Below are 17,152 nucleotides of genomic sequence, written 5' to 3'. Positions count from 1 at the left end.
CCTCCCCGAACTGAGCACACCCGACACGAACGAAAGCAGCAGTGACATGGCAGACGGAGAGAAGACAGTCCTCGACGCGAGTCTGGAGGTCTTCCGTGCCCACGGGATGACGACGATCTTCGGAAATCCGGGCTCGAACGAACTGCCGTTCCTCGCTGGACTGGGCGACGATTTCCGGTTCGTCCTCGGTCTGCATGAGCAGGTCGTCGTCGGCATGGCCGAAGGATACGCACGGGCCACGGGAGGGCCGGCGCTGGTGAATCTGCACGCCGCCTCGGGGTCGGGCAACGGCATGGGTGCCTTGACGAACGCCCACTACGGCCACGTTCCGCTAGTTGTCCTCGCAGGTCAGCAGGTGCGCCGCACCGTCGGTCAGGAGACGATGCTGGCCAGCGTCGAGGCCTCGACGCTGCCCGCTCCGCTGGTGAAATACTCGCACGAGCCGCTGGCGGCCACCGACGTGCCGCGCACGCTGTCGCAGGCGGCACTCGAGGCAACTACCCAGCCGAGTGGTCCCGTCTATGTGTCCGTTCCGCTCGATGACTGGGACGAACCGGCACTACCCGACGACGCACTGTTGGCGAAGCGTTCGGTGACGACGGCAGGAACCATGCCGGAGTCGCTGCGCCGCGAACTCACGGACGTCCTCGACGGGGCACAGAACCCTGCCCTCGTCCTCGGCCCGCAGGTCGATGCCGCCGCAGTGGCTGATCCGACGGTCTATGAGGACGCAATGGTGCTGGCCGAACGCCTGAACGCCTCCGTCTACGTCGCACCCTCACCAACGCGGTGCCCGTTCCCGACCACCCATCCGAACTTCGAAGGCGTCCTGGTTCCGGGCATCCGATCGGTGCGCGACCGGCTCTCCGGCCACGACGTCGTGCTCGTCATGGGAGCCGCCACGTTCCGGTACCACCGCTGGGAGCCGGCGAACTATCTGGAGCCGGGCACCGAGGTCATCCAGATCACCCAGGACCCGCGTGAGGCGACACGGGCACCGTTCGGCCGCGCCGTCGTCGCGGACGTCGCGACCGCGCTCGCCGACCTCGCTGCAGCGACGACGGATCGAGGAACTCGCCGAGGCGACCGTGGGTCTCGAATCGTCACCTCCCCGCCGCGGTCAGAGCAGGGAATGACCGGCACCGAGGTGCTCGCCGTGCTCAACGATCATGTCGACGACAGCGTCGTGTACGTCAATGAGACGACCACCCTCGACCTCGACTACCTCGAGCGGATCGTCATCGACAGGCCGGGCACGTACCACTTCCCGGCCTCGGGAGGGCTCGGCTTCGGGCTGCCGGTCGCGCTGGGTTTGGCGATCGGTGACCCGGAGAAGACCATTGTCGCCACCGTCGGTGACGGTTCCGCGAACTACGGGCTCACGGCTCTGTACACGGCTGCCCAGTTGGGCACGAAGACGATCTTCATCATCGTCAACAACTCCGGCTACGGTGCGCTCTCCGGATTCGCCGAACGGATGGGTGTCCCTGACACCCCGGGGCTGACCCTGGGCGCGATCAACTTCGGGTCGTTGGCGCAGGGCTACGGAGTCCCGGCCAGCCGGACCACGACCCGAGAGGAATTCGAGACCGCCTACCGCGAGGCCCTGCAGGCCGACGGACCGGTGCTCATCGACGCCGTCGTCCTCGGTGTCGACGGTCAACCGGCGGAGTGAGCGCCACGGTGCGGGCCGCTGCCTGAGAACGACGAAGCCGCCGGAGAGTTCCGACTCTCCGGCGGCTTCGTCATTGTTCGACCTGACTGCTCAACCGGCCACCTCGGTCACGACCGTTGGTCGGGGCGAGTCGCCTCGGCGGCTTTCGCATTGCCCGAACCTGACCGGGTCAGTTCACCTCGGCGGGATCGGCCGAGACGCGGCCGCCGTTTTCGAGCGCGTCGATGGCTGCCACCTCGGCGTCGGTGAGCTCGAAGTCGAAGACGTCGAAGTTCTGTTCCATGCGGTCGCGGTTGTTCGACTTCGGGAAGACGACGTGGCCCTTCTGCAGGTGCCAGCGGATGATTGCCTGAGCCCAGGACTTCTCATGGGCGGCGGCGATCTCACCGATGACGGTGTTCGCGTAGTCGACCTTGCCCTGGCCCAGCGGACCCCAGGCTTCGATCTTGATGTCGTGCTCGGCCAGCAGCGGACGGGTCTCGACCTGCTGGAACTGCGGGTGGACCTCGATCTGGTCGACGGCCGGGATGATGCCCGTGTCGAGGATCTCCGGCAGGAAGCGGTGGTCGAAGTTCGAGACGCCGATCGAGGTGGTCAGGCCCTGATCGCGGTAGCTGGGGAAGGCCTCCCAGGTCTCGACGGCGTTCTTGTTCGCCGGGGTCGGCCAATGGATGAGGTAGAGGTCGACGTGGTCGAGCCCGAGCTTCTCCAGGGATTCTCCGAGGGCCCGCTTGGATTCTTCCGCACCGTGGCGGTCGTTCCACAGCTTGGTCGTCACGAAGAGTTCGTCGCGGGCGATCCCGGACTTCGCGATGGCCCGGCCCACGCCTTCCTCATTGCCGTAGACGGCAGCGGTGTCGATGTGGCGGTAGCCGACTTCGAGGGCGTCGGTGACGATGCGTTCGGTCTCGTCGGGGTCGACCTTGAAGACGCCGAATCCCAGCTGCGGGATCGTCTTGCCGTCGTTGAGAGTGAGTGTGGGAACCGTCATGGTGCCGCCTTTCGTCACGTATGCACTGGTCAGGACGGATCCGAGGCTGATCGGGTCCGCCGGTTCGGCACCCGGTGAGGGCACCGAACCGAGCGTATAACGTCACCGGGCCCCGGAGCATTCCATGGACGGTCAGCTTTGGTCGGTCAGCTTCTGCCCTCGTCCTGTGCGCGCTTCTTGCCCGTGGACTCTTCGGCGGCGATCTGGGCTTCGTCGAAGACCGAAGGAGCACCGGTGCCGGTGTCGGTCTCGTCCTCGCGGCCGGGGGTGTGCAGATTGAACTTGATGATCGCCCACCGGAAGAGGAAGTAGTAGATGACGGCATAGGCCAGGCCGATGACCAGCAGAAGCAGGACCGGCCCGATGCCGCCGGACAGTTCCGACGCTCGTCCGAGGTTGAGCAGATAGTCCAGCGCCCCGGCCGAGAAGCCGAATCCGGATTTGATGCCGAGCGCATTCACCAACGCCAATGATGTGCCGGTGAGTACGGCGTGGACCGCGTAGAGCGGGAATGCGACATAGGCGAAGGCGTATTCGAGCGGTTCCGTGATTCCGGTGATGAACGCGGTCAGCGCCACCGAGAGCATGATGCCGCCGACGACCTTGCGACGCTTCGGATGGGCGGTGCGGTAGATCGCCAGGGCTGCGGCCGGCAGCGCGAACATCATGATCGGGAAGAAGCCGGTCATGAACGACCCTGTCCAGTCGGCCGTGCCGTCCACACCGGAGAAGAAGCAGGTGATGTCGCCGTGCGCGGTGTCCCCCGAGGAGGTTGTGCACGAACCCAGCTGGAACCAGGGCAGGTTGTTCAGCAGATGGTGCAGTCCGAAGGGGATGAGGAGTCGGTTGATCGTGCCGAAGACGAACCCTGTGCCCGGGTTGGCTCCGTGCTCCATGAGGAAGCCGCCCACGCCCTTGTTGATGAGGGCGTCGAAGACGGGGTAGATGAGCGCCATGATCACGGCGATGACCATCGACGCAACCGCAGTGACGATCGGAACGAAACGGCGACCGCCGAAGAAGCCCAGGTAGGTGGGCAGCTTGATCCGGTGATAGCGCTGATAGAGCAGGGCGGTGATGATGCCGACGACGATTCCGCCGAGCACTCCGAAGTTGATGACGTTCTCGCCCTCGCCGTTGTCCGAGCCGAAGCCCGGAGCCATGGCGGTGAAGACTCCGGTGAGGACCATATAGCCGACGACGGCGGCCAATGCCGTGGAGCCGTCGGCCTTCTTCGCGAAGCCGATGGCCACACCGACGGCGAAGATCAGCGGCAGGTTGTCGAACAGAGCCGAACCGGCGGCCGCGAAGACCGTCGCCACCGGCAACAGCCAGTCCGCGAATTGGCCGAGCCCATCGGCACCGAGCATGTCAGGCTGGCCGAAGCGCATCAGCAGGGCCGCGGCCGGCAGCACGGCGATCGGGAGCATGAGCGAGCGGCCGACGCGTTGGAGCTGGGCGAATCCCGGTATCGCCTTCCTGCGTTTCTTCGGTGCCTCAGCGGATGCGGTGGTCATCGGGTTCCTCCTCGGAAATGGGGCAGTTGGGCACGAATCGCCGTAGACTTGTGACGCAGATCGCAGAACGTGAAATCGACGCCGGCGCGTGGACGCCGGAGATGAAGGTGACAGACATGGACAAAGCAGCGCAGATCCTCGCCGGACTGGGCGGTGCCGACAACATCGACGACATCGAAGCGTGCATCACTCGCCTGCGCGTCGAGGTCGACGATGACTCTCTCGTCAACGAACAGGCGCTCACGGCAGCCGGTGCCTTCGGCGTGGTGGTGCAGGGGAGCGCGGTCCAGGTCGTCGTCGGTCCGGAGGCCGACAACCTCGTCGATGACATCGAAGACCTAATGGGCTGAGTCACGTCTTCGTCTCCTCTGCTCGCCGGTGAGCATCTGCTGGTCGACAGTGATCCTTGTCTGTAGTCTGAGGTCAGTCTAGGCGAAGTACAACTGATTTTGGAGAAAGGCGGCCTGCTGACTATGGCAGTCACGATCGCTGCACCCATCACCGGCACGGTGATCCCATTGACGGAGGTTCCCGACCCCGTCTTCGCAAAAGCGCTCGTCGGCCCCGGCGCGGCCATCGACCCCGGCGAGGCCACGACCCTGACGGTCACGGCTCCTGTCTCGGGAAAGCTGGCGAGCCTCAAGCCCCACGCCTTCGTCATCTCCCACCGGCCCGATCAGGGCGTGCTCGTCCACCTGGGCATCGACACCGTTCACCTGAAGGGAGAGGGTTTCACGCTCCGTGCCGAGGCCGGGCAGCAGATCGAGGCCGGCGAAGAGATCGTCGTCTGGGACTTGGCAGCCGCACGGGAGGCGGAGAAGTCCGTGGTCGTTCCGGTCGTCGTCCTCGAAGCCGACGCGGAGAACCTGACCCTCGCCGAGGCGGGACCGATCTCTGCCGGCGACGCCCTCATTCGAATCAGCTGAGGGTGTCCGAATCGGCTGAGGCGCCTCACTCCGCGAAGAGGGTATGAACCTCGCCCGTGTGCTCGCGTCCGCCGAGCGCGGTGAGCTCAAGGACGACGGCTGAGCCGATGACTTCGGCGCCGAGATCGGTGACCAGGGACTGGGCCGCTGTGAGTGTCCCGCCGGTGGCGAGGATGTCATCGATGAGGAGGACGCGCTCGCCCTTCTTCAGGACATCGGGACCTTCGATCGTGGCGGTGCCGTATTCGAGCGTGTACGACACGGCAGCCGCCGGGCGGGGGAGCTTTCCGGCCTTGCGGATCGGCAGGATTCCGACTCCCGTCATCGCTGAGATGGCACCGGCGAAGAGGAAGCCACGGGCCTCGAGCCCGCCGACGATATCGAACTGACCTGCGAAAGGTTCGATGAGCGCCTCGGTGACGGCCCGCATCGCCGGACCATCGGCGAGCAGCGGGGAGATGTCGCGGAAGACCACTCCCGGTTCGGGATAGTCGGGAATCGAGGTGATGAGGCTCTGGGCGCGGCTGAGATCAGATTGAGTCACGGCACAACGATACTCGGTGGCGCCATTGTGCCCTCGGCGCGGATCGGCACAATGGGAACGTACCGAAGACCGTCGTGGATCGGAGGAGCAATGACATCGGATGCGACGCGCGATCGAATCGCCGAGGCGTTCGCCCGGGTTCCGCGCGAACCGTTCCTGCCGGTGGCGGAACGTCAGAATTCCTCTGACAACGTTCCGTTGCCGATCGGGCACGGACAGACGAATTCGCAGCCGAGCACCGTCGCGGACATGCTTCGCCTGCTTGATCCGCAGCCGGGCGACACAGTCCTCGACCTCGGATCAGGGTCCGGGTGGACCTCGATGCTGCTCGCCGTCCTCATCGGGCCGACCGGGCGGGTGCTCGGTGTCGAACGGCATCCCGAGCTCGTCGAATCCTCGCGGTCGGCCATCGGGGCCGTCATCGCCGATTCCGCAGACCGGGAGACCTTCGCCGAGGTGGCCATCCACGAAGCCGTTCCGGGTGCCCTCGGTCTCCCGGCTGAGGCACCGTTCGACCGGATCCTCGTCTCCGCAGGGGCAGAATCACTACCCGACCAGCTCGTCGATCAGCTGGCCGTCGGTGCCACGATGGTCATTCCCGTAGCGGGGGAGATGCTCCGCGTCGTCCGTGACGGCCCTGGCTCCGACGGGCTGACGATCACTCATCACGGCCGATACCGGTTCGTGCCGCTGATCAGCGAGTGACCTCACACGAGGGAGTCGCGCCAGGCCTGGTGCAGCTGCGCGAACTTCCCGGTGCCGGAGATGAGTTCGTCGGGTGTGCCGTCCTCGATGATCCGACCGGATTCCATGACGAGCACGCGGTCGGCGATCTCGACGGTGGACAGGCGGTGAGCGATGATGATCGCTGTCCTGCCCTCGAGCACCGTGGCCAGAGCGTTCTGCACCAGTCGCTCGGAGGGGATGTCGAGGTGCGCGGTCGCCTCGTCGAGAACGACGACGTCCGGATCGGCGAGGAACACTCGGGCAAAGGACACGAGCTGACGCTGGCCAGAACTCAGCCGGCCGCCGCGCTTCTTCACATCCGTGGCATAGCCGTCGGGCAACCGGCGGATGTACGCATCCAGGCCGACGGCGCTCGCAGCCGCCACGACATCGTCATCGCTGGCATCAGGATTGCCGATGCGGATGTTGTCGGCAATAGTGCCGGCGAAGAGGAACGACTCCTGAGTGACCATGACCACCGACGATCGCAGCTGCGCATCATCGAGATCACGCAGATCCACCTCGTCGAGGGTGATCCGACCAACGCTCGGATCATAGAAGCGGGTGACGAGCTTGACCAGGGTCGACTTGCCCGCGCCCGTGGCGCCGACGAGCGCGACGATCTGCCCCGCGGGGATGTGGAGATCGAAGCGGGGGAGGACATCGGGACCGTCGGCGTAGGCGAAGCGGACCTCGTCGAGATCGAGTGCACGACCGTTGGCAGACGCATTGCCGTTCGCGTGCGCAGGCAGTGCCTGCGGCTGGGTCGGCTCGACCACCTCGGGGTCGGTGTCGAGCACCGCCGCGATCTTCTCCAACGCCGCTGAGGCGGACTGGTAGAGATTGAACGCCTGCACGAGTTCATCAAGCGGACCGTAGAAACGACGCAGGTAGAGGATGAAGGCGGCGAGCACGCCGATCTGCGTCCACCCCTCGATGACGAGCCACGCACCGATGACGATGATCACCGTCTGCGTGACGTTGCCGATCAACCGCGTCCACCCGGCGAACCAGGCCACCCCGCGCAGGGCGTCCGTGTTCGCATCCCGATACCGGGCATCCTGATCGCTCAGCGTCCCGCGCCGCTCGGGCTGACGCCGGTACGCCTGCACGGCACGGATGCCGCCCATCGTCTCGACGAAGTGGACGATGACCTTCGCGATCGACGTCCGCGTGCGCCGGTAGGCGCTGCGCTGAGTCGAATGCGCGGCCTTCGTAATGAAGAACAGCGGCACGAAACCGGCGAAGACGACGATCGCCAGCGGCACATCGAGGACGACGAGGGTGACGGCGATGAAAAGCATCTGCAGCACCGCCAGCGCCGTGTCGAAGAGCGAATACGACAGGAACTGCTGCACCGATTCCATGTCCGAAGTCTGCCGGGACACGAGCCGACCCGAGGTCGACTTCTCGTGATAGCCCAGGTCAAGACGCTGCACATGGGTGAAGACCCGCTCGCGCAGGGTGAAGAGGATCTTCTGCGCAGTGATCCCGACGAGTCTCGTCGAGGTGAAAGCCAGGATCGCCGAGGCGACCGCGGAGACCACGAAGAACGTGACCGCCCGAATCAGCGGCCCCGTATCCCCGTCGATGGCTGCGGGCACACCCTGATCGAGGGCATCGGCGATGAACACCGGGCCGATGACCATCAGCGCCGCCGTGAGCACGACGATGACGGCGAGGAAGATGATCATCCCCAGATGCGGTCTGACCAGAGACATCAGCAGGGCTCGCGCCTTCTTCGCAATATCCGGCGGCAGCTGCTCGACTTCGTCGTCGCTGTCGAGTCGTGGCATGCTCATGAGCGTCCTCCTTCCCGCGCCGAGGCGGCCGATCCCGGATACGAATGCGCATCGGCTTTCGCGCTCGCCCCCATGAGTTCGCGGTAGAGCTTCGAGGACTCGAGCAGCTCCTCATGAGTGCCGAGTGCCGCGATCCGACCCTCGTCGAGCACCGCCACCACATCGGCCAAAGCCGCTGTGGAGGGACGGTGGGCGATGATGAGCGTCGTCGAATCCGGCAGGATCTCCCGCAGCGCCCGCTGCACCCGGTCTTCGGTGTCGACGTCGACGGCCGAGAGCGGATCGTCGAGCACGAGGATGCGCGGACGCCCGATGACCGCACGAGCCAGAGCGAGGCGCTGACGCTGACCGCCGGACAGGGACAGTCCCTGTTCGCCGACCTGCGTGTCCAGACCATCGGGCAGTCGGGAGACGAAATCCTTCGCCGCCGCGATCTCGAGGGCCTCCCAGATCTCATCCTCGCTCGCGCCCGGGGCACCCATCTCGACGTTCTCGGCCACCGAGGTCGAGAATAGGATCGGGTCTTCGAAGGACACGGACACGAGGTGGCGCAGCTCGTTGACGGGCATGTCCCGGATGTCGATGCCGTCGATACTCACGGTGCCGGCAGAAACGTCCTGAAGCCTGGGCACCAGAGACGCCAGCGTCGTCTTCCCCGAGCCGGTCGCCCCGACGAGAGCGAGAGTCTGGCCGGGGGCGATCGTGAGATCGAGGTCCTGCAGGGTCAGCCGGTCGGTATCAGCGAAATGGAAGTCGACATCGTCGAAGCGCAGCTTCCCTCGGTAGCGGCCGAGTTCGGGGGCATCGTCGACACCGCCGTCGGTATCGGTGATGTCATGGCGGATGTCGATGACCTCCCAGTACCGTCCTGCGGCGGTCAGCGCCATGAGCGCATCGGCGAGCAGGAAGCCGAGCATCTCGATGGGCATCCGCAGCACCATCGAGATCGTCACGGCCGCCACGACCGTGCCGATCGTCGTCCAGCCCTCGATGACACCCCAGGTGCCGACGGCGACGATCGCGGCCTGAGCAAGGGTCGGCAGCAGCAGGAGCACGCTCCACAGCCAAGAGTCGAGCTTCGCTTTGCGGATCTCCAAGGATTTCAGCCGGGTCGAGATCTCGGAGAAGCGCTCGGCCGCCCAGGGGGAGCGGCCGAAGGACTTGAGGATGCGGATGCCCTGGATCGACTCCTCGACGTCGGTGGTCAGTTCGCCCATGGTGTCCTGCGACCGACGGGAGGTCTCCCGATAGTGCTTCTCGAAGACGGCGACCGCGATGATCGCCGGCACCGCCATGATGATCATGATCAGACCGAACACCGGCTGCATGATCACGAGCATCACCGTGCCGACGGCGAGCACGATCGGTGTGGAGAGGAGGAACGGCAGCCCGAACGCGAAGAAGCGACGCAGCTGGGACAGATCATTCACCGCGCGCGAGAGAAGCTGGCCGGACTCCCAGGAGTCATGGATCGCCACCGAGGTGTACTGCAGACGATCGAACAGACGCGAACGCCACGTCACCTCCCAATGGGAGACGACGGGAGCGACGACCATGCGCCTGGCCCACATCCCGACAGCCTCGGCGATGCCGATGAGCAGCACCCCGAGGACCGGCAGCCACAGAGCGGACAGATCTCGGTGGGCGATGGGCCCGTCGACGATGTAACCAGTGATCACCGGGACGATCAGCTGGATTCCGTTGGCCAGGAGGGTGAGGACGAGTACGAGGACGTACACGCCGATGCGGGAGCGGAGATCAGGCCAGAAACGGAGGAGGGGGCGCACGAGTATTCAGCTTAGTCGCAGACTGTGACCTATTCCACGAATCCGGCAAACGGACTTCCCGTTTCTCTGTGCGCTGAATATCGAGGTCGTGCGGAACGGCGGTGGGGGAAGGGGGCACCGAGCCGCCTCGGCGAGTCTCGCCTGGCAGCCATGGTCGATCTCGAATGTCGGGACGAACGATTGCGAGGTTTGACACCCCCAAGTGCTGCGGGGAACTATTGAGGCATGACTCACCTTCTTGTCGTCGTTATTACCCAGCGTGCGGATCTTCCGTAGCCTGTCGAGACGACACGTTCCGCGCGCCCCTACCGAATCCGGAGGGGCTTTTTTAATGCGGAGATGAGAAGGAAACCTAGGAAGGATAGGAATCGATGGCAGCCAAGCCCTCGACCGCGAAGGACACGGGCACTCAACCCGCGTCCGCACCGGTCACAGCCACACCGTCCAGCATTCGCCGCAACACCGGCCCTGAGGTCCTCACCGGCGCACAGGCGATCGTCCGCAGCCTCGAGAAGCTCGAGGTCGACACGGTATTCGGGCTTCCCGGCGGCACCATCCTTCCCACCTACGACCCGCTGTTCGAGACGGAGAAGATCCGTCACATCCTCGTCCGCCATGAGCAGGGCGCCGGCCACGCGGCCGAAGGCTATGCGGCCGCATCGGGCAAGCTCGGCGTGTGCATCGCCACCTCGGGCCCGGGTGCGACGAACCTCATCACGGCCCTGGCCGATGCGCACATGGACTCCGTGCCGATGCTCGCGATCACCGGTCAGCAGGCCTCGTCGCTGCTCGGCACCGACGCCTTCCAGGAAGCCGATATCGTCGGCATGACGATGCCGGTGACCAAGCACAGCTTCCTCGTCACCCGTGCCGAGGACATTCCGGCGGCACTCGTCAACGCTCACCACATCGCGACCACCGGCCGTCCCGGCCCCGTGCTCGTCGACATCACCAAGGATGCGCAGACCGGTACGGCGCCATTCGTCTGGCCGGAAGAGCCGGTGCTTCCCGGCTACCGCCCGATCCTCAAGCCGCACGCCAAGCAGATCCGCGAGGCAGCACGCCTGATGTCCGAGGCTCAGCGCCCGGTGTTCTACATCGGCGGCGGAGTCATCCGCTCGGAGGCCGAGAAGGAGCTGCTGCGTCTGGCAGAGGCCACGAACATCCCCGTGGTCACCACGCTGATGGCGCGCGGAGCCTTCCCCGACTCACATCAGCTGCACCTGGGCATGCCCGGAATGCACGGCAGCGTACCTGCCGTCACCGCCTTCCAGAAGGCCGATCTGCTCATCGCCATCGGTGCTCGCTTCGACGACCGCGTGACCGGAAAGCTGGACTCGTTCGCTCCGAACGCCCAGGTCATCCACGCCGATATCGACCCGGCCGAGATCGGCAAGAACCGAGAGGTCGATGTCGCCATCGTCGGGGATGCCCGCGAAGTGCTCGCCGAGATGCTCGCAGAGATGCGCAGCAAGTTCCCCAAGGCTCTGGAGCGCCAGCGCGAACCGTGGTGGCGCTTCCTCAACCGTCTCAAGCAGACCTACCCGCTCGGCTATGAGACGCACGGCGAACTGTGCGATCCGCAGTACGTCATCTCGCGGATCTCCGCGCTCACCGGCCCCGAGGCGGTCTATGCGGCAGGAGTGGGACAGCACCAGATGTGGGCGGCTCAGTTCATCGAATTCGAACGCCCCAAGTCCTGGCTGAACTCCGGCGGACTCGGCACCATGGGCTACTCCGTGCCCGCGGCCATGGGTGCGAAGGTCAGCCAGCCCGACCGTGTGGTGTGGGCGATCGACGGTGACGGCTGCTTCCAGATGACGAATCAGGAACTGGCCACCTGCGCGCTCAACAACATTCCGATCAAGGTCGCGATCATCAACAACTCGTCGCTGGGCATGGTCCGTCAGTGGCAGACCCTGTTCTACGACGGCCGCTACTCGAACACCGACCTCAACACCGGTCACGAGACGATCCGCATCCCCGACTTCGCCAAACTGGCCGAAGCCTACGGCTGTGAGGCGATCCGCGTGGACCGCAACGAGGATGTCGACGCCGCAATCGAGAAGGCGCTGTCGATCAATGACCGACCGGTCGTCCTCGATTTCACGGTCCCACCGGATGCGATGGTGTGGCCGATGGTCGCGGCAGGCGTGTCGAACGATGAGATCGAGTACGCCCGCGGCATCCGTCCCGAGTTCGACGGAGAGGGCGAAGAGGAGGCCGAGGCCGCCATCGCCGAGGCCGGAGCGAACGAAGACGGCACGGTGCGTTCCGTGGCTCAGATCGAAGGAGGCCTGGAATGAACAACAGCCGACACACTCTTTCTGTCCTGGTCGAGAACAAACCCGGCGTGCTCACCCGGTTCACCGGACTCATCGCCCGCCGCGGCTTCAACATCCACAGCCTTGCCGTCGGTGTGACCGAGCATGAGGAGCTCTCGCGGATCACCGTCGTCGTCGACGTCAACGACGTTCCGCTGGAGCAGGTGACGAAGCAGCTGAACAAGCTCGTCAACGTCATCAAGATCGTCGAACTCGAACCCGAGTCCTCGGTGCGCCGTGCGCACATCATCTACAAGGTCAAGGCGAATGCGGCCACGCGCCCCCAGGTCGCCTCGGCGGTGGAGATGTTCCGGGCGAAGATCGTCGACGTCGGACCCGACTCCGTGAGCATCGAGGCCACCGGTGAACTCGGCAAGGTCGAAGCCCTGCGCGAGGTCCTCGAACCCTTCGGGATCAAGGAGATCGTGCAGTCGGGAACCGTGGCCATCGGCCGCGGGGCGAAGTCGATCACCGACCGTGCACTGCGCAGCTGATTTTGCGTTCCAACTTGTGGAACCCCGCTCATCTCAATACGTGAACAGCAGTACCGAACTGTGAAACAATGGGGACATCACCCCGTAATCCGAAGGAGCTAGAACTATGGCAGCAGAACGCTATTACGACGACAATGCAGACCTGTCGATCATCCAGGGCAAGAAGGTCGCCGTCATCGGCTACGGCAGCCAGGGCCACGCCCACTCGCTGAGCCTGCGCGACTCCGGCGCAGAAGTCCGCATCGGCCTCAAGGAAGGCTCGGCCAGCCGCGACAAGGCCGCCTCTGAGGGCCTCGAGGTCGGCACCCCCGCCGAGGTGGCCGCATGGGCCGATGTCATCACGATCGCCGCACCCGACCAGGTTCAGGCCGAGATCTTCAACAACGAGATCAAGGATCAGCTGGCTCCCGGCAAGACCCTCGTGTTCATCCACGGCTTCAACATCCGCTACGACTACATCAAGGCTCCCGAGGGCGTCGACGTCATCATGGTCGCCCCGAAGGGGCCCGGCCACGTGGTTCGTCGTGAGTTCGTCGACGGCCGCGGTGTGCCCGTGCTCGTCGCTGTCGAGGTCGACGCTTCCGGCAAGGCCTGGGACACCGTGCTGTCCTACGCCAAGGGAATCGGCGGCCTGCGTGCCGGCGGCATCAAGACCACCTTCACCGAGGAGACCGAGACCGACCTGTTCGGTGAGCAGACCGTGCTCTGCGGCGGCGTCTCGCACCTCGTCCAGTACGGCTTCGAGACCCTGACCGAGGCTGGTTACCAGCCCGAGATCGCCTACTTCGAGGTCCTCCACGAGCTCAAGCTCATCGTCGACCTCATGGTCGAGGGCGGCATCGCCAAGCAGCGTTGGTCCTGCTCCGACACCGCTGAGTACGGCGACTACGTCTCCGGCCCGCGGGTCATCACCCCCGAGGTGAAGGAGAACATGAAGGGCGTCCTCGACGACATCCAGAACGGAAAGTTCGCCGAGCGCTTCATGAACGACCAGAAGAACGGTGCACCGGAGTTCAAGGAGCTGCGCGCCAAGGAAGAGACTCACCCGATCGAGTCCACCGGTCGCGAGCTGCGCAAGATGTTCGCATGGCTGAAGGATTCCGACGACGACTACACCGAGGGCACTGCCGCTCGCTGAGTCTGAATCTCAACCTCGCCGAGGCGGCCCCTCCGTTGCGACGCTGAGTCCGCCCCAGCGCGGCCGACTGAGGCAAGGAGCCCCGGACAGATGTCCGGGGCTCCTTCGCATTCACCTCGGCGATCCCAGTGCCTCGGCGATCCCAGGGCGGCAGACATCGATCGGGAGAATCTCCCGACGGCGGCCCCGATCTGCACTACTGTGGATGTGTGACGAATTACAGATTCGAAGACTTCGAGCCCACCATCGACGAAGCCACCGGCGAGCCGGATGAGCGCACCAAGGCGTACTTCGCCTCGACGAGCGTCGGCTTCCACGACCCCCGCTCCACTGATGCGGCCCTGTTGGGCAGGGTGAAGCGGGCGATCGCCGATGGGCGCAAGCTCACGGCCGTCTATGCCGACCAGGAGTTCGGCCACGGACTGGAGTCGTCGATCCCGGTCGCGACCTTCGCCTGGTTCGAGAAGCTCGTCAACGTCGGCGGCGGACGGCTGGTCCCCGGGCACCTCATCACCTGGATCACGGTGCGGCCGACCCATCGTCGGCGCGGACTGCTGCGGTCGCTGATGACCACGGACCTCGCCGAGGCGAAAGCGGCCGGCTATCCGTTCGCCGCACTGACCGCGACCGAAGGCGGAATCTACTCGCGCTTCGGCTTCGGCGTGGCCACCTGGCTGCGTTCGATCGAGGTCGACACCTCACCCGGGTTCAAGATGGTCCGCGAACCCGATCGCCGGGTCGAGATGTGCCTGCCCAGCGAGCTGCGCGAACTCGCTCCGAGGATCTACGACCGATTCATGCGCACCTCGCCCGGAGCGATGGAGCGCCAGCAGACCTACATCGAACGTGCCACCGGGGCGCTGAACACCGAGACCGGCGAAGAAGATCGCGGCGTCCGCGCGGCCCTGCACTTCGACGAACATGGCGAGCCCGACGGCTATGTGTCCTACAAATTCGCCGGCTGGTCGAAGACCCCGCCGACCGTCGACATCATCGACTTCGTGGCCGCCACCGATGCGGCCTACGCTTCCCTGTGGTCGTTCCTCGCCGCCATCGACCTGTCGACCCGCGTGACCTTCGGCGAGTCCGCCGAGTACTCCCCGCTGCCGTGGCTGCTCACCGATTCCCGGCGCGTGAAGACTGTCGCGAGCGAGGACAACATCTGGATCCGCATCCTCGACGTCAAGGCCGCGCTCGAAGCCCGGCCCTGGTACGTGCCCGGAACGCTGACGATCGACATCGACGATTCCCTCGACCTCGCCGGTGGACGCTTCACGATCACCTCGGATGGTGAGAGCGCCGAGGTGACCCCCGCCTCCGATTCGACGCCGGCAGACCTGGGGCTCGGCATCGCCGAGCTCGGGTCGCTGTACCTCGGCGGAGCTGATCCCGTCATCCTCGCCCGGGCCGGACGCATCGATGAGCAGACACCGGGATCCGCCGTGCTCGCCAGCGCGATGTTCAGCCTGGGGCGCGCGCCGTACTCGCCGAACGGGTTCTGAGCACTCCGCGGATTCTTCGCGACCCAGACGGTCTGTTGAGCGATTCTTCCCAGAATCTGAGACCTTGTGAAGGAATCCTGAAAGTCTCATAAGGTGGACGCGTCCCGGACGCAACAGGAGGAAATCAGTGCCCAAGCCCGTCGTGCTCATCGCCGAAGAACTGTCACCGGCCACCATCGAAGCTCTCGGAGGAGACTTCGAGATCCGTCACACCGAGGGCGCCGACCGATCCCAGCTCCTGCCCGCCATCGCCGACGCCGATGCGATCCTCGTCCGGTCTGCCACGCAGGTCGACGCCGAAGCCATCAACGCGGCGAAGAACCTCAAGGTCATTGCCCGCGCCGGAGTCGGACTCGACAATGTCGATGTCCCCGCGGCCACCTCGGCGGGTGTCATGGTCGTCAACGCACCCACCTCGAACATCATCTCCGCAGCCGAGCTGACGATGGCCCACATCCTCGGTTCGGCTCGCTACTTCGGTGCCGGAAACACCTCGCTGAAGGCGGGGGAGTGGAACCGGAAGAAGTACACCGGCGTCGAACTCTACGAGAAGACCCTGGGCATCGTCGGCCTCGGCCGCATCGGCGGACTCGTCGCCGAACGCGCGAAGGCCTTCGGCATGCGACTCGTCGGCTACGATCCCTACATCACTCAGGCACGCGCGGCTCAGATGGGCGTCGAGGTCCTCGACCTGCCCGGCCTGCTCGCCGTGTCCGACTTCGTCACCGTGCACATGCCCAAGACGCCTGAGACGGTCGGCATGATCAGCACCGAGGAGCTCAAGGCGGCCAAGCCGGGAGCGCGGTTCATCAACGTCGCCCGCGGCGGCATCATCGACGAAGCGGCCCTGGCCGAGGCCGTGGCCAACGGTGAGGTCGGCGGCGCCGGAATCGACGTCTGGAACGTCGAACCGCCGGAACACTCGGCGCTCATGGACCTCGACGCCGTCAACGTCACCCCGCACCTCGGCGCCTCGACTTATGAAGCTCAGGAGAAGGCCGGCGTCGCCGTGGCGAAGTCCGTGCGCAAGGCCCTGGCCGGGGAACTCGTCCCCGACGCGGTCAACGTCGCAGGCGGCGCCATCCACGAGGATGTGCGTCCGGGAATTCCCCTGGCCGAGCGCCTCGGCCGGGTCGTCAACGCGCTGGCCGATTCCTCGGTCACCCACTTCAAGGTCGAGGTCAACGGCGAGATCGCCGACAAGGACGTCTCCGTCCTCAAGCTCTCCGCGCTCAAGGGCCTGTTCAAGGACGTCGTGTCCGATCAGGTCTCCTACGTCAACGCTCCGCTGCTGGCCGAAGAGCGCGGAATCGGCGTCGAGCTCGTCACCGATCCGTACTGCGAATCGTTCCGCAATATCACCCGACTGACCGCGACGACGAGCACCGGTCAGCGCATCTCCGTGTCCGGCACGGTCACCGGTCCGAAGCTCGTGCAGAAGCTCACCGAGGTCGACGGCTACTCGCTCGAGATCGAACTGACCGACAACCTGCTGATCTTCCGCTACGAGGACCGTCCGGGAATCATCGGTCAGCTGGGTCTGGCGCTCGGTGCGAACAACGTCAACATCGCCGGAATGCAGGTCTCGCCCGCGTCGACGAGCAATGAGGCGCTGTCTGTCCTGGCAGTGGATTCGGTCGTCTCGGACGAGGTCGTCAAGGCCGTGGCCGGTGCCGTGAACGCCTCGGCCTTCACCGGCGTCTCGCTCCAGGAGGACTGAGCCCCT

Annotated in this window: 14 protein-coding genes; 9 read left to right on the top strand and 5 right to left on the bottom strand. The window is 65.4% G+C overall.

What is annotated here, in order from left to right:
* Positions 1-46: 46 nt before the first annotated feature.
* Positions 47-1,675, top strand: coding sequence for a benzoylformate decarboxylase (gene mdlC / locus ACSBQT_RS05280; RefSeq protein WP_410711150.1), 1,629 nt, complete (start codon positions 47-49; stop codon positions 1,673-1,675).
* A 169-nt stretch (positions 1,676-1,844) separates the two neighbouring features.
* Here the strand turns inward: mdlC and ACSBQT_RS05275 are convergent, their stop codons facing one another.
* Both ACSBQT_RS05275 and ACSBQT_RS05270 read right to left on the bottom strand, forming a co-directional pair.
* On the bottom strand, positions 1,845-2,666 hold the full coding sequence (locus tag ACSBQT_RS05275) for an aldo/keto reductase (RefSeq protein ID WP_410711151.1): 822 nt from the start codon (positions 2,664-2,666) through the stop codon (positions 1,845-1,847).
* A gap of 146 nt (positions 2,667-2,812) precedes the next feature.
* The gene (locus tag ACSBQT_RS05270) at positions 2,813-4,183 is read right to left on the bottom strand and encodes a PTS transporter subunit EIIC (RefSeq protein WP_172171185.1); all 1,371 of its coding nucleotides are present in this window, start codon (positions 4,181-4,183) and stop codon (positions 2,813-2,815) included.
* Between ACSBQT_RS05270 and ACSBQT_RS05265 the strand changes: the two genes are divergently transcribed.
* Positions 4,171-4,533: a glucose PTS transporter subunit EIIB gene (locus ACSBQT_RS05265; RefSeq protein ID WP_435001053.1), complete on the top strand. Its 363-nt coding sequence runs from the start codon at positions 4,171-4,173 to the stop codon at positions 4,531-4,533. The two genes, ACSBQT_RS05270 and ACSBQT_RS05265, sit on opposite strands and share 13 nt — an antisense overlap.
* 123 nt (positions 4,534-4,656) lie before the next feature.
* Complete coding sequence (locus ACSBQT_RS05260; protein ID WP_410711153.1) at positions 4,657-5,109, top strand: PTS sugar transporter subunit IIA; 453 nt, start codon at positions 4,657-4,659, stop codon at positions 5,107-5,109.
* 25 nt (positions 5,110-5,134) lie between these two features.
* On the opposite strand, the gene ACSBQT_RS05255 is transcribed toward ACSBQT_RS05260, so the two are convergent.
* The gene (locus tag ACSBQT_RS05255; RefSeq protein ID WP_410711154.1) at positions 5,135-5,653 is read right to left on the bottom strand and encodes an adenine phosphoribosyltransferase; all 519 of its coding nucleotides are present in this window, start codon (positions 5,651-5,653) and stop codon (positions 5,135-5,137) included.
* 90 nt (positions 5,654-5,743) lie between these two features.
* On the opposite strand from ACSBQT_RS05255, the gene ACSBQT_RS05250 reads away from it, so the two are divergent.
* Positions 5,744-6,358, top strand: coding sequence for a protein-L-isoaspartate O-methyltransferase family protein (locus ACSBQT_RS05250; protein WP_410711155.1), 615 nt, complete (start codon positions 5,744-5,746; stop codon positions 6,356-6,358).
* Between the two features lie 2 nt (positions 6,359-6,360).
* Here ACSBQT_RS05250 and ACSBQT_RS05245 read toward each other — a convergent pair whose 3' ends face one another.
* On the bottom strand, positions 6,361-8,181 hold the full coding sequence (locus tag ACSBQT_RS05245; protein ID WP_435001050.1) for an ABC transporter ATP-binding protein: 1,821 nt from the start codon (positions 8,179-8,181) through the stop codon (positions 6,361-6,363).
* Positions 8,178-9,968, bottom strand: coding sequence for an ABC transporter ATP-binding protein (locus ACSBQT_RS05240; protein ID WP_435001048.1), 1,791 nt, complete (start codon positions 9,966-9,968; stop codon positions 8,178-8,180). The genes ACSBQT_RS05245 and ACSBQT_RS05240 overlap by 4 nt, the downstream gene beginning before the upstream one ends.
* A 371-nt stretch (positions 9,969-10,339) precedes the next feature.
* On the opposite strand from ACSBQT_RS05240, the gene ACSBQT_RS05235 reads away from it, so the two are divergent.
* The 5 genes from ACSBQT_RS05235 to serA all read left to right on the top strand — a co-directional run bounded on the left by ACSBQT_RS05235 (position 10,340) and on the right by serA (position 17,146).
* Positions 10,340-12,274, top strand: coding sequence for an acetolactate synthase large subunit (locus ACSBQT_RS05235; protein ID WP_410711158.1), 1,935 nt, complete (start codon positions 10,340-10,342; stop codon positions 12,272-12,274).
* Complete coding sequence (gene ilvN / locus ACSBQT_RS05230; RefSeq protein ID WP_025779412.1) at positions 12,271-12,786, top strand: acetolactate synthase small subunit; 516 nt, start codon at positions 12,271-12,273, stop codon at positions 12,784-12,786. The genes ACSBQT_RS05235 and ilvN overlap by 4 nt, the downstream gene beginning before the upstream one ends.
* Positions 12,787-12,892: 106 nt before the next feature.
* Positions 12,893-13,924, top strand: a complete 1,032-nt coding sequence (ilvC, locus tag ACSBQT_RS05225) for a ketol-acid reductoisomerase (RefSeq protein WP_264799193.1) — start codon at positions 12,893-12,895, stop codon at positions 13,922-13,924.
* A gap of 209 nt (positions 13,925-14,133) precedes the next feature.
* Positions 14,134-15,426, top strand: coding sequence for a GNAT family N-acetyltransferase (locus tag ACSBQT_RS05220; protein ID WP_435001045.1), 1,293 nt, complete (start codon positions 14,134-14,136; stop codon positions 15,424-15,426).
* Positions 15,427-15,553: 127 nt separating this feature from the next.
* A complete protein-coding gene (serA, locus tag ACSBQT_RS05215) occupies positions 15,554-17,146 on the top strand; it encodes a phosphoglycerate dehydrogenase (RefSeq protein WP_435001043.1) in 1,593 nt (530 codons plus the stop codon).
* The last annotated feature ends 6 nt before the right edge of the window (positions 17,147-17,152 follow it).

Source organism: Brevibacterium sp. H602 (genome assembly GCF_051172395.1).
In the GTDB taxonomy this organism is placed as follows: domain Bacteria; phylum Actinomycetota; class Actinomycetes; order Actinomycetales; family Brevibacteriaceae; genus Brevibacterium.
Note: the sequence above shows the minus strand (reverse complement) of the source record. Positions and strands in the feature narration are given on the sequence as shown.